The organism is Enhygromyxa salina (genome assembly GCF_002994635.1).
GTDB lineage: Bacteria > Myxococcota_A > Polyangia > Nannocystales > Nannocystaceae > Plesiocystis > Plesiocystis salina_B.
In genome coordinates this window covers 1-12,983 of record NZ_PVNL01000002.1, presented here as the reverse complement: position 1 = coordinate 12,983, position 12,983 = coordinate 1, and the positions used below count along the sequence as shown (strand labels likewise).

The following is a 12,983-nucleotide window of genomic DNA, read 5'->3' as shown; positions in this document are numbered from 1 at the left end:
CTCGGCCTCGTGGATCTGACTCTGACCGAGCGCAAGAGCATCGAGAGCGTCGAGCGCGCGAGCTGGAACGCGCTAGAACACGCGCCATCGCCGTTTTTGGAGTGGGGTTTCCTTCGCGCCCTGGAGATCTCCGGGTCCGTGGGGCCCGAGGCAGGATGGGATCCGCACTACCTCTTGGTGCACGGGGACCCGCCCTCGGACCGGGCTGAGCTGCGGGCTGCGCAGGAGAACTCCCCTGATCGAGCAGGTGAGCGGGATCAGCGGGGTCCCCAGCTGCTCGGCGCCGTCGCTGCCTATGTCAAAGATCACAGCTACGGCGAGTACATCTTCGATTTTCACTGGGCGCGGGCGTCGACCCAGGCCGGGATCCCCTACTACCCGAAGCTGGTCATCGCCGCCCCGGCGACGCCCGCGACCGGCCGACGGATCTTGCTGCACCCGTCGCTCGACGAAGCCGGCCGACACGCCGTGACCCAGCGCCTGATCGAGGGCGTGCGGGCGCTCGCCGACGACCGCAAGTGCGGGTCGATCCACTGGCTGTTCACGACCGAGGACGAGCGCGAGCAGCTGGTCGCCGCCGGCTTCGCGGCGCGCTCGAGCTTTCAGTTCCACTGGCACAACCGCGGGTACGCGAACTTCGACGAATTTCTGGCGCAGCTGACGTCGCGCAAGCGCAAGCAGATCCGCAAGGAGCGACGCCGGGCCCAGGCGCAGGTCGACGCGATCCGCTTCGTCCCTGGCGCCGAGCTCACGGCGACCTCGCGCGCGGCGTTGGATCGATTCTATCGCCGGACCACCAACCTCTACGGCGGCCGCCAGTACCTGCGGCCCACATTTTTTCAATCGCTGCTCGAGCTCGCGCCCGAGCGGGTCCGGTTCCTCGAGGCGATCTGCGACAGCGAGCCGATCGCGGGCGCGCTGTTCTTCGAGACCGAGCAAGGCCTGTACGGGCGCTACTGGGGCTGCGATCACGAGCTCGAATTTCTCCACTTCGAGGCCGCCTACTACGCCGGGATCGAGCGCTGCATCGAGCTCGGGCTGCCGCTGTTCGAGGCCGGCGCCCAGGGTGAGCACAAGCTGCTGCGTGGGTTTTTGCCCGTGATCTGCCACTCGGCCCACTGGCTGCGCCACCCGGGCCTCGACCACGGCGTGCGGGAGTTCCTGCGGGAAGAGACGCGAGCGATCGCCCACCACGTGCGGGAGCTGCATGGCTACGGCCCCTACCGGGCCGACTCGGCGTGAACCGGGCCCCGGCCTGGGACCAGGGTCGCTGGTCGTCGCGGGAGACTCGTGGCATGTTCCGGCCGATGGAACCGGCCACCACGGCGCTCGATCAACACTTGGCGCGTGGGCTCATACGCAGCGCGGTCACCTGGCTCGAGCTCGAGTCCGAAGATGGCCGGCGTCACGGCTGGCGGGCCCGCGAGGTCGGAGCAATTGCGATCCTGGGCGGCTTCGGTGGTCTGGCGGCGCGGGCCGAGCGTCTCCTCGCCGAGATCGGCCACGTCCACGCGGGCGACGACGATCACTCCGCCAACGACCCCAGCTTGCCCCACGGCGAGGAGCTCGCCGAGATGTTTCCGCCCTACTCGTCGGTCTCGGTGCTCAGCCACGCGCGCAAGTCTGCGCCGCCGCACCTGTCGCTGGCGCTCGATCGCCACTTCGACGAGGCCTGGGTCCGCTGCGAAGATGACTCGCAGCGCGAAGAGGTCGTGGCGATCCGGGCGTTGCTCGGCGACTTCGAGGGCGCGCTGACCATGCTCGGGCGCAAGGACTTCCCGCGTGATCGCCAGCTGGGGCCGATGATGGTCATCGCGATCGAGGCTCTGCGCCTGGGCAACCCCTCGCTCACGCGCACGCTGGTGCTCGAGGAGCTCGGCGGGCACGACGGCCTGGCCTGGTGGGTGCCGGTCGCGGCGGGGCTGCTCGGTCGCCTGCCGTGGGACTCCTACCCGCTGCCCGAGAGCTGAGGCTCGGGCGCAGCGCGCCGCTCGACCACGCCGACGATCGCCCTGTTCCCCGCCCCGGACCCGCTGCGAGCGCTGTTGCGGTCCCAGCTGCGATCGCGCTGGCGCAGCAGCCCGTCGTGGGTCTTGCGAAACCCGAGCTTGCCGAGCTCGTCGGCCAGCCAGTGCTCGTTGGCGAACGCGTCGTCGATCTTCTCGAGCAGCATCGCCTTGCGGCGGCCCTGCTCTTGATGAAGCAGCTCGAGCAGCGCCTCGGCGAGCCCGGCGGCGCAGCGCTCTCGCTCGGCGACGTCGGGGATCTGCTCGGGCTCGATGAAGCACAACAGCAGCTTCTCGGTGCGCGACAGCCAGCCGAGCAGGTAGCCGTTGAACATGAACACGTGGGCGCCGGCGACCCGCTGCGGCTTGGCGCCGGTCTCACGGCGCGGCCACGGCAGGCCAGCCCCGTAGGCGTTGGCGGGGTCACACGCGCTCAAGATCACGATCGGCGTGGCGTCGCCCTGCTCGCGCAGGCGATCCTCGGCGCCCGGCAGGCCAAACTGCGCGCCGCCCATGCCCGCGATGAAGTACCCCCGGCGGATCTTCCCGGCCTGCTCCATCGCCTTGAAGATCGGATAGTGGGCCGTGAACCCGCCGGGCACGCTGGCGCTGCGGACCGCCTCGCGGGTCACGACCCCAAAGCGCTCGAGCAGCTGCACGCTCAGCGCCGTCGCGCGCTCGGTCTCGCTGGGCCGCGGGTCGAGGCTGTTGTCAGCTCGGGCGAGGGCTTCTCGCCCGCTTGCGGACGCCTTCGCGGACTGGCTCACCGTGGGCAGCAAACTGTTCGCAGGGTCGAGCAGCGACCATCGCCCCTCGCTGCCGGCCGGCCCGGCCCGACGGTGCTGCAGGTGCCCGTGCAGCGACGGCCGACGGCGCGCGAAGCTGCGGGCCTTGCCGCTGCCGCCGGCTCCGCGGGCGCGCGAGCGCAGCGGCGCGAAGGTGTCGTTGCTCAGCTCGCCGGCCCAGACCATGTCCCACAGCGTGACCAGCAGCTCGTTGCGAAAGCCCCCGAGCGCGCGCTCGAGATCGGCGAAGAACATGGCCCCGCGCCGGCTCAGCTGCTCGCGGAGCTTGGCCGCGAGCTCGCCCTCGACCGGCTCGGCGCTCGGCGCCAGCGCGGCGAGGTGACCGCTGAGGTACAGCGCGATCCGGCCGTCGTCGTTGCCCAGCGCCTCGAAGCCCCGCCACGACAGCTCCCCGCTCGCGCACAGCTGATCCAGCATGCCCGGGTGGTAGCCGCGGACCCGAGCCGGCAGCACCGCGCGCTCGAGATCACCAAACGGGATCGGCACGCCCTGAATCTGCTCGATCACCGCGACCAGCTCGTCGAGCCCCTCACCCGGGGCGTCGATCCGGTGCCAGCTCGGCAAGAAGCGCGCGTACAGGCGCGGCTCGACGGCCTCGACGGCGGCGCTGAGCTTGGCCAGCGAGGCCCGCTTGAGCCGCCGCAGGACCTCGACGTCACACCACTCGCGCTCGCGCCCGCCAGGCAGGAACTCACCCTCGAGCAGGCGATCTTGGGTTCGCAGCGACTCGAGCACCGTGTGGACCGGCCCCAGCCCGACGCCGAGTCGCCGCGCGACCTCGCCAGCGGAGAACGGCACGTGGGTCCGGGCGTAGCGGGCGACGAGATCCTCGAGCGGCGCGTCTACCAATTCGAGGTACGCCTGCGGCAGCCCGATCGGCGGCACCACACCCAGGGCGTCGCGGTAGCGACCGGCGTCCTCGGCCGCGATCACCCGTCGCTCGCCGCCGATCGTCACCTCGGTCACGCGGCGCTCGCGGATCAACCGATCGACCCAGGCGTCGACTTGCCCGCGCCGCTCGACCTCGCAGCGCTCGCGCAGCTCGTCACGCGAGAGCTCCCCGAGCTCGCGCAGCGCGTCGTGGACATGATCGAGGTCGCGGATCGCCCGGCGCGGATCCAGGCGCTGCAGCAACAGCTCGACCTCGTCGACGGCGTCACGGTCGAGCAGCTCTCGCAGCTGCGCGTCACCCAACAGCTCGCGCAGCTGCGCGTAGTCCAGCGCCAGCGCCTGGGCCCGACGCTCGGCCCGGGGCTGATCGTCGTCGTATAAAAAATTGCCGATCCAGGTGAACACCAGCGCGGCCGCGTAGGGCGAGGCGCTGGTGCTCTGGACCTCGCGGACCCGCACCCGACGATCCGCGACCTGCTGCAGCAGCTCGATCAGCGCGGGCAGATCGAACACGTCGCGCAGGCACTCGCGGTAGGTCTCCAAGATGATCGGGAAGCTGCGATAGCGGCTCGCAACCGCCAGCAGATCGGCCGAGCGCTTGCGCTGCATCCACAGCGGCGTGCGCTTGCCTGGCTGCCTGCGCGGCAACAGCAGCGCCCGCGCGGCGTTCTCACGAAACGCCCCAGCGAACAGGGCCGAGCCCGAGAGGTTGTCGATCACCAGGCGCTCGACCTCGTCTGGTTCGGGGAAGAACATCGCCGCGGGTGGCGGCTCCTCGACCTCTGGCAGCCGAAACGCGAGGCCGTCGTCGGTCCACAACATGTCGACCTCGACGCCGCTGTGCTCGCGCAGCCGCCCCGCCACCGCCGTCGCCCACGGCGCGTGCACGCGGGCACCAAACGGCGAGAGCACGGCCACCCGCCAGTCTCCGATCTCGTCGATCCAGCGCTCGACCACGATGGTCTTGTCACTCGGCAGGACCCCGGTGGCCTCGCGCTGATCGTGCAGGTAGTCGACCAGGTTGCGGGCCGCGAGCGGATCGAGGGCGTGGTCGGCCTGCAGCACCGCCTCGGCTCGCTCGCGCGGGAGCTTGTCGAGCTTGCGGCCCAGCGCCCCGATCGCGCGGCCGAATTCCATGGGCCGCCCGGGCCCGTCGCCGTGCCAAAACGGCATGCGCCCGGGCTCTCCGGGAGCCGGCACCACCATCACGCGATCCCGGGTGATCTCGACGATCTTCCACGAGCTGGCCCCGAGCACGAACACGTCGCCGTCGCGCGACTCGAACACCATCTCTTCGTCGAGCTCACCCACGCGAGTCCCCGGGGCCCCGCCCTCGCCGAGCATGAACACGCCGTACAGCCCGCGATCGGGGATCGTGCCCGCGTTCTGGACAGCCAGCCGCTGCGCGCCCTTGCGGGCCGTGATCTGCTGGTTGACCCGATCCCAGATCACCCGCGGGCGCAGCTCGGCGAACTCGCTCGACGGGTAGCGCCCCGCCAGCATGTCGAGGGTGTTCTCGAACGCGCGGCGGCCCAGCTCGGCGAACGGCGCGGCCCGGCGGATCAGCTCGAACAGCGCGTCGACATCCCACTGCTCGGCGACGCCGACCATCGCCACGATGTGCTGCGCGAGCACGTCCAGCGGGTTGCGCGGGTAGAAGGTCGGCTCGACGTGGCCCGCGTGCATGTGCTGAATCACCGCCGCGCAGGCCAGCAGATCGTGGCGGTACTTGGGAATGATCACCCCGCGCGCGATCCCACCGACCTGGTGCCCGGCCCGACCGATCCGCTGCAAGCCCGACGCGACCGAGGGCGGGGCCTCGATCTGAATGACCAGGTCCACCGCGCCCATGTCGATCCCGAGCTCGAGCGAGCTCGTGGCGATGATCGCCGGCAGCTCGCCCCGCTTGAGCCGATCTTCGACGACCGCGCGGATCTCCTTCGACAGCGAGCCGTGGTGGGCCAGCGACAGCTCCTCGCCCGCTAGCGCGTTGATCGCCTGGCTGAGGCGCTCGGCCAGCGAGCGGTTGTTGACGAAGACCATCGTCGAGCGGTGGGCCCGGATCAGCTCGACCAGGCGCGGGTGGATCGACGGCCAGATCGAGCGCTTGTCGCCGACCACGGTCACCTCAGCCTGCGGACCGTCGAGCTCTCCCCCGCCCTCTCCCCCGCCCTCTGCCCCAAGTCGGGCCATGTCCTCGACGGGGACCTGGACCTCGAGCTCGAGCGCCCGCTTGCGACCCGCGTCGACGATCGTGACCGGCCGCGGGAGCATCTGCTCGGCGTCGGCTGGACTTGGCGTGCAGCCACCCAGCAGCCGCGCGACCTCATCGAGCGGGCGCTGCGTGGCCGACAAGCCGATCCGCTGCAGCGGCGGCGCGCTCGCCCCCCGCTCGTGTTCCAGTCGCTCGAGCGACACGAACAGGTGGGCGCCACGCTTGCTCGCGACCATCGAGTGGATCTCGTCGACGATCACCGTGGACACCCCCCGCAGGGTCTCGCGGGCGCGCGAGCTCAGCAGCAGGTACAGCGACTCGGGCGTGGTGATCAGGATGTCGGGCGGACGCCGCAGCATCTGGGCCCGCTCGCGCTGCGGCGTGTCGCCCGAGCGAATCCCGACCGTCGGCATGTAGTGAGCCGCGCCGTCGCGCTGGGCGACCGCTCGAATCCCCGCCAGCGGCGCTCGCAAGTTTCGCTCGACGTCGACGCCCAGCGCCTTGAGCGGGGAGATATACAGAATGTCGACCGACTTCGACGCAGACGGGGCCTCGGTCCCGGCCAGCTCGCGCTTGAACATCAGCCGATCGAGCGCGACGAGGAACGCCGCGAGCGTCTTGCCCGACCCGGTCGGCGCCAGCAACAGCATCGAGTCCCCGTCGAGGATCGCCGGCCAGCCCTTGCGCTGCGCGAGCGTCGGCCGCTCGAACGCAGCCTCGAACCACCCGCGGACCGCCGGGTGAAATTCTCGAAGCGGATCCCGCCCGCTGGACTTTCTGTCTGGCAACGCCGCTAGTTTGCCAGCTCCGGGCCGCGCTCACAGCCCGCCGAGGGGATCATCCTTGTCGTTCTTGGGGCCGTCGATCTGGTCGCCGTCACCGCGCGACGTGTCCTCTTGCCCGTGCGGATCGACGTTGATCGTCAGCGTGCTCTTGCCCTTGACCAGCTGCGCGTCGTCGCCGGCCTCGACGTCGATCTCCTCGGCCCACTGCACCCGACCGTTGACCCCGTACTCGACCAGCACCCTCGCCCGCGACTCGCCCAGCTCGCGGAAGCTGAGCGTGATCTCGTGGTCCTTGCCCTCGCACTGGATCACGAACACGCCCTGCTCGTCGTCGGCCATCAGGAAGCCGGGATGCGCGAAGGTGTTGCCGTCGCGGGTCAGCGCAACCTTGACGTAGGCCGCGTGGGTCTCGCCCTCGGCCGCCGCTTCGGGTGCCGCCGCCGGTTCGGCCGCCGATGTCGTCGCGGGAACCAGGATCACGGAGGCGAGCAGACAAAGACCAATGACGAGGCGTCGCACACCGCAAACCCTATGATGAACCTCTAGCGGACTGCAACTCGCGGCGGTGTGCTGCCGACTCGCAAATGAGCGCCACGCAATTCAGCTCACATGGTTCGAACTCGGAGTAATCCTTCAGCCCATTTGGGACCAGGCCGAGATCCACAGGATTCCGGCCACCACCGCCGCGATCCCGAGCCACTGCCACCAGTCCAGGCGCTCGCGCAGGTGCACGTGTGCAAGCGCGACTGTCACCAGCGGGAAGCTCGAGGTCAGCACCGCAACGACTGCGAGCTCGGCCGGCGCAATCCCGCGACTGGTGCCAAACGCAAAGCCGAGCATCCCGCCAGCGTCGAGCAACGCGACCAGCACCAGCCGCCCACCCGACTGCGCCCGCAGCTCACGCGCGCCCGCGGCCACCCGCCCACGGGCGAACAGCACGCTCGGGATCAGCAACGTCATGATCGCCACCACCCGCAGGCCGAACACCGCCCACGCCGGACCGAGCGCCTCGCTCGTCGGTCCCAGCACGAAGAACACCCAGCCAAACCCGACCGCCGACAGCAGCGCCCAGCCGACCCCGAGCGCGCGACCAAGCTTCGCCGGGCTCGCTGGTTGGTGCCCTTGTTGGTGCCCTTGTTGGTGCCCTTGTTGGTGCCCTTGTTGATGTTCGCTCGGTGGCTCGACGACCACGCTGCCGCCCACGATCCCGACCACCACCGCGACCACCCCCGGCACCACCGCCAGCGGCGGCGGCGTCCCGGCCAGCCACGCGAACCCAACCGAGAACGCCCCCATCGAGCCCGCGATCGGCGAGACCAGCGACAGCTTGCCGCGCTCGAACGCGCGGTACAGACCCACGAGCCCGAGCGTGTTGACCAGCCCCACGCCGGCCACGCCGATGACGCTCTCCCAGCTGAGCCCGCTCGGGATCCCGTGCCACGCGATCGCCACGGCACCGAGCACCAGCGCCGCGGCGATCTGCACGGAACACACCGCCGCGAACCACCCATGTCGATGGGTGAGGCGCTGCGCGAGGTAGTCGCCGGTCCCAAAGCACAGCGCAGCGCCCAGACCACACGCGATGGCAACGGCGCTCGCGCTCATGCTCCGGCCCCATGTTACCTTCCGGCGATGTCCGCACCCAACCTGCGCGGTCGATCGATCCGCACGCTGGCGTGGCTCGGCGACGCCGAGTTCGAGCGCGAGGTCAGACTGCGGCTGAGCCGGCGCGGGGACTACCCAACCGACCGCCTCGACAAGCTGCGCGCGCGCATCGTCAACGCCGAGGCCCAGGCCGAGCTGCTCGCGGGCCTGCTCGACGCCGGCTCACTGCGCGAGGACGAGCTCAACGTCGTCGGTCGCGCGCGCAACACCAGCGTCCGCGGCAGCGGCCGCGGCGGCCGAGACGTCCGCGCCTACCGAGCCGCGACCGCGCTCGAGGCCCTGATCGCCTGGTGGCTGACCGGCGACGAAGCCGAGCGCTTCACCCAGCTGATCGTCCCCGCGATCGAAGCGCAGATCGAAGCCCTGCTCTGACGCCACCCGCACCTTGCTCCGACGAGCGCGGCCCATCCCCACACGAACGTTCAGAGCCACTGACCCGACGCGAAGCGGCTGCAGTCGGCGAGCTGCCAAACTGCACGTGGGGAAGCTAAGGTCGGCGTCTTGCGAGCGCTCCGCTGCACACCTTCTGGCCACTCGGGGCCGCTGCTCGAGCTCGTCGAGTTGCCCGAGCCGCAGCCGCGTGCGGGCGAGGTGCTCGTCGAGGTGCTCGCCTCGCCGATCTCCCCGATCGATCGACTGAGCCTGCGCGGCCTGTACCCGCTGGATCCCGCGTCTGGGATCCCGGGCGCGCAAGGTGTGGGGCTGGTGGTCGAGCATGGTCCGGGCGTGCGCGAGCCGGAGGTGGGCAGCGTCGTGCTGCTGCCCGTGCGAGTGGGTGCGTGGCGTGAGCGGCTGGTGACGCCCGCGGTCACGCTGGTCCCCCTCTCGGCGCATCGAGATCCCGTCGCGTCGTGCACCCTGCGGATCGAAGCGCTGACCGCCGCGGTGCTGCTCGCAGATCTCGAGCCCGGTGAGTGCTTCTTGCACTCGCCAGGAGCTGGCTCGGTCGGTCGCTACTTGACGGTGCTGGCCCGCGATCGTGGACTGCGAAGCATCGCGTTGGTGGGCACGCGCGAGCCGGTCGCCGAGCTGTGGGGACTCGGTGCCGACAACGTCCTGGTCCGTGAGCCGGGCGTGCAAGCGCGACTCGCCGCGCTCGGGCTCGGGCTCCCGCGTGTCGCGTTCGACGGCAGCGGCGGCGAGACCTCGGGCATGCTGGGCTCGTGCCTGCGCGTCGGCGGTGAGCTGACGATCTACGGGGCCGCGAGCCGCAAGCCGATCCAGCTACCCGTCGACCAGCTCGTGTTCCGCGACATCAAGGCGCGCGGGTTCTGGCTGCACCGCTGGGCCGAGACCGCCGGGTATGCACGGCTGCGAACGGAGCTCGAGGTGCTCGTCGCCATGGATCTCCACGAACAGATCGCCGCCCGCTTCACGCTGGATCAGTGGCCGGCGGCGCTAGATCTGGCCGAGCAACCCGGCGTGCGCGGCCGCGTCGTGTTCATCCCAGCGACTTCCCAGACGACCTCGTAGACGACTTCGTAGACCGGGGTGACCCGTCCCGCGCCTCAGCGACGTCCCGGCTTGGTGCCGTTATAAGACTCGTGTGACATCACCTCGACAGGCTGGGGCGCGCCGTCATCGGTCCTAAACAGGATCCGATAGCGTCGCCCTAACGGTATGCTGACCACGTTTCGGTCGTGCTGCAGCCGCTTACCGTTGAACTGGTGCCATGGCGCACCCTTACCGATCTCTTCCAGGATCACCCTGGCCTTGCGTACAAGCCCTTTGTTGGGCAGATGCGCCAACGGGATCGGGTCTTGCTCGAAGGTCTCTCGCCACGCCTCTTTATCTTCGGCGGGGTCGGGCTCGTCCTTAGAGGATGACGTGTCACCCTTGCCAGCGTTTGAGGCGCCTTCGCTGGCCTTGAGCGCCGCACAGTGGTGACAAAACCGGCCCTTTCCGTTGTGTCCGCACGGAAAGGTCTTCTTTCTAGACATCGCTGCGACCTCTTGACTGGTTGTGTCCGGTTCCTGGCATGCCCAGCATCATTACGCGCAGATTGTCACCTGGCAAACATGCGCCTGTTTCGCATTGTGGGTGACATATGCCAGCAATAATAGCGTGCCCTGAACTACGTTTATAGCAGCTCATGAACAACCTCAAAGTGCGCAAGAACTTGCGATTCAGACCGATTTGCGGCCCGCACCGGGCGCCAACCGCCAAAGGGCGCTTGCGCCAGGGTAGTTTTGTGGGGTCCCGCTCCACGGCCAAAATCGCCTGACTCCTAGGGGGGTCATACGCCGCGCGGCGTACGCATCCGGCTACCAGCCGCAGGTGCGGCCCTGGTTTTGTTGGCTCAGGTACTCCTGCAGCGGCTCGAAGTACTCGAGCATCGGCCCCGCGTCCATCTTGCGGGTGCCCGCGATCGCCTCGAGCGCGTCGGGCCAGGGTTGGCTGGCGCCCATGGCGAGCATGGCCTTCAACTTCTTCCCGGCTTCCTTGCTGGCGTAGATCGAGCAGGTGTGCAGCGGTCCTTCGTGACCCGCGGCGTCACACAGCGCCTTGTGAAATTGGAACTGCAGGATCCTCGCGAGGAAGTAGCGAGCGTAGGGCGTATTGGCGGGGATGTGATACTTCGCGCCAGGGTCGAAGTCGGCCTCGCTGCGCTCGACCGGCGCGGCCACGCCCTGATACTCGTTGCGCAGCTTCCACCACGCGGCGTTGTAGTCCTCGGGCTTGATCTCGCCCGAGAACACGCCCCAGCGCCAGCGATCGATCAGCAGGCCGAACGGCAAGAACGCGATCTTCTCGAGGCCGTCCGCGAGCTGCTTGTTGATCACGGCCTTGGGGTCTTCGCTGATCTCGTCGAGCAGCCCCATGCTCTGCAGGTACGCAGGCGTGACCGAGAGCGCCAGGGTGTCGCCGATGCCCTCGTGGAAGCCGTCGTTGGCCCCGCTCTGAAACAGCATCGGCTTGGTGTAGTAGTTCTGATAGTAGTAGTTGTGCCCGAGCTCATGGTGGATCGTGACGAAGTCCTCCATGTCGATCTTGATGCACATCTTGATGCGCAGATCGTTGTTGTAGTCGACGTCCCACGCGCTCGCGTGGCACTGCACGTCGCGGCCCTCGGGCTGGACGAACAGCGAGCGCTCCCAGAAGGTGTCGGGCAGCGGGTCCATGCCGAGTGAGACAAAGAACCCCTCGGCGGTCTTGACCATCTTGTGCTCGTCGAACTTGGCGTTCTTCAAGCCCTCGGTCACGTCGATGCTGGGCTGGTCCGCGTAGGGGACCATGTCGTCATAGATGTTGGGCCACTCTTGCGCCCACAGGTTGCCGACCAGGTGCGCGGGGATCATGCCGTCGGCCGGGACCTTGTCGACGCCGTACTTCTCCCCGAGCTTGGCCCGAGCGTGGCAATGCAGCTGGGTGTAGAGCGGCTTGACCTGTTGCCACAGCCGCTCCATCTCGGCCTCGAACTGCGCGGGGCTCATGTCGTAGCCCGAGCGCCACAGCTCGCCGACGTCCTTGTAGCCGATGTCGCGCGCGCCCTCGTTGCCGAGCTCGGCGAAGCGCTGATAGAGCGGTCGCATCGGCGGCGCGATGGACCGCCAGCCCTCCCACGCGGCGAGCAGCTCGTCGTAGTCGTCGCTGCTCGAGATGATCTCCATCGCGTCGCCCATGTCCTTGCATGAGTCGGCCTCGGGGTCGGTGCAGTCGCCCCACTTGGCCGACCCATACATGCTGTCGAGCTTGGTCGCCGTCTCGGCCAGCTCCTTGCGCTTGGCCGGATCGTTGGGAGCCGGCAGCGTGGTCGCTACCTTTAAAAGGTGCAGCTGGCGGAGCGTCTCGGGGTCCGCCGCGACGCCATCGAACTTGCGCGCGTCCTTGATCGCCTGGCCGATGTACGCCATCGACTGCTCACTCGCCGCAGCCACGGCTGCCGCGTGCTCATCGGTGATGTCGGTCGCGTTGGTCCACGCGGCCTTGGACTCGGCCGTCCACAGCTCGCGCAGCTTGGCGTCGACCTCGGTCACGAACGCCTTGGCCTGCTCGGCCGTGGGCGCGTCGGCGCCAGCCTCGACGCCAACCTCCTCAGCGGGCTTGCTGTCAGACTTGGTGTCAGCCTTGGCCGCGGCCTTGCTGTCGGTCGGTTTCGGCGAGCAACCGAGCAGCGTCAGCGAAGACGCGAGAGCAGCGAGCACGAGCGGGGACGACGAGGGCCTGCGCATGCGGGGACGCTAACCCACCGATGTCCGGCTTGTCTGTGGGTTGAACGCACATCGCGCGAGTGAGAAAAAGCGAAGCGGTCGACTGGGGGTAAAAAGAGAAAGCGAAGCGTTCCCACAGGCGGACCCGACCTCGAGCCCGAGCGAAGCGAGGGTGGCGACCCGCGCGGAGGCGCAGCCGAGCACGGGTCGCGTCGGGTTCGACTGGGGGTAAAAAGAGAAAGCGAAGCGTTCCCACAGGCGGACCCGACCTCGAGCCCGAGCGAAGCGAGGGTGGCGACCCGCGCGGGGGCGCAGCCGAGCACGGGTCGCGTCGGGTTCGACTGGGGGTAAAAAGAGAAAGCGAAGCGTTCCCACAGGCGGACCCGACCTCGAGCCCGAGCGAAGCGAGGGTGGCGACCCGCGCGGAGGCGCAGCCGAGCACGGGTCGCGTCGGGTTCGACTGG

General features: G+C 69.2%; 9 protein-coding genes. 4 read left to right on the top strand and 5 right to left on the bottom strand.

Annotated features, from left to right (window positions below):
• Nucleotides 1-9 precede the first annotated feature (9 nt).
• Complete coding sequence (locus ENSA7_RS00400; protein ID WP_244923670.1) at nucleotides 10-1,242, top strand: GNAT family N-acetyltransferase; 1,233 nt, start codon at nucleotides 10-12, stop codon at nucleotides 1,240-1,242.
• A 65-nt stretch (nucleotides 1,243-1,307) separates the two neighbouring features.
• On the top strand, nucleotides 1,308-1,970 hold the full coding sequence (locus ENSA7_RS00395) for a hypothetical protein (protein ID WP_146157158.1): 663 nt from the start codon (nucleotides 1,308-1,310) through the stop codon (nucleotides 1,968-1,970).
• On the opposite strand, the gene ENSA7_RS00390 is transcribed toward ENSA7_RS00395, so the two are convergent.
• The 3 genes from ENSA7_RS00390 to ENSA7_RS00380 form a co-directional block, all read right to left on the bottom strand.
• Nucleotides 1,949-6,706, bottom strand: coding sequence for an Lhr family ATP-dependent helicase (locus tag ENSA7_RS00390; protein ID WP_106087191.1), 4,758 nt, complete (start codon nucleotides 6,704-6,706; stop codon nucleotides 1,949-1,951). The genes ENSA7_RS00395 and ENSA7_RS00390 overlap by 22 nt on opposite strands.
• A 30-nt stretch (nucleotides 6,707-6,736) precedes the next feature.
• Entirely contained in the window at nucleotides 6,737-7,222 is a 486-nt protein-coding gene (locus tag ENSA7_RS00385; RefSeq protein WP_146157157.1) for a hypothetical protein, read from the bottom strand.
• Between the two features lie 114 nt (nucleotides 7,223-7,336).
• Complete coding sequence (locus ENSA7_RS00380; RefSeq protein ID WP_106087189.1) at nucleotides 7,337-8,308, bottom strand: EamA family transporter; 972 nt, start codon at nucleotides 8,306-8,308, stop codon at nucleotides 7,337-7,339.
• Nucleotides 8,309-8,335: 27 nt separating this feature from the next.
• On the opposite strand from ENSA7_RS00380, the gene ENSA7_RS42915 reads away from it, so the two are divergent.
• Nucleotides 8,336-8,740, top strand: a complete 405-nt coding sequence (locus ENSA7_RS42915) for a ribonuclease III domain-containing protein (protein ID WP_106087188.1) — start codon at nucleotides 8,336-8,338, stop codon at nucleotides 8,738-8,740.
• Between the two features lie 129 nt (nucleotides 8,741-8,869).
• Entirely contained in the window at nucleotides 8,870-9,841 is a 972-nt protein-coding gene (locus ENSA7_RS00370) for a zinc-binding dehydrogenase (RefSeq protein ID WP_181232820.1), read from the top strand.
• 35 nt (nucleotides 9,842-9,876) lie between these two features.
• On the opposite strand, the gene ENSA7_RS00365 is transcribed toward ENSA7_RS00370, so the two are convergent.
• A complete protein-coding gene (locus ENSA7_RS00365) occupies nucleotides 9,877-10,308 on the bottom strand; it encodes a DUF7682 family zinc-binding protein (RefSeq protein ID WP_106087186.1) in 432 nt (143 codons plus the stop codon).
• Nucleotides 10,309-10,632: 324 nt separating this feature from the next.
• Nucleotides 10,633-12,540, bottom strand: coding sequence for a M2 family metallopeptidase (locus tag ENSA7_RS00360; RefSeq protein WP_106087185.1), 1,908 nt, complete (start codon nucleotides 12,538-12,540; stop codon nucleotides 10,633-10,635).
• Between the last annotated feature and the right edge of the window lie 443 nt (nucleotides 12,541-12,983).

Bases quoted from the DNA above. Each gene is read 5' to 3' on its own strand.
- ENSA7_RS00380 (WP_106087189.1), bottom strand. From the start codon at position 8,308: ATGAGCGCGAGCGCCGTTGCCATCGCGTGTGGTCTGGGCGCTGCGCTG.
- ENSA7_RS00360 (WP_106087185.1), bottom strand. From the start codon at position 12,540: ATGCGCAGGCCCTCGTCGTCCCCGCTCGTGCTCGCTGCTCTCGCGTCT.
- ENSA7_RS00365 (WP_106087186.1), bottom strand. From the start codon at position 10,308: ATGTCTAGAAAGAAGACCTTTCCGTGCGGACACAACGGAAAGGGCCGG.
- ENSA7_RS42915 (WP_106087188.1), top strand. From the start codon at position 8,336: ATGTCCGCACCCAACCTGCGCGGTCGATCGATCCGCACGCTGGCGTGG.
- ENSA7_RS00395 (WP_146157158.1), top strand. From the start codon at position 1,308: ATGGAACCGGCCACCACGGCGCTCGATCAACACTTGGCGCGTGGGCTC.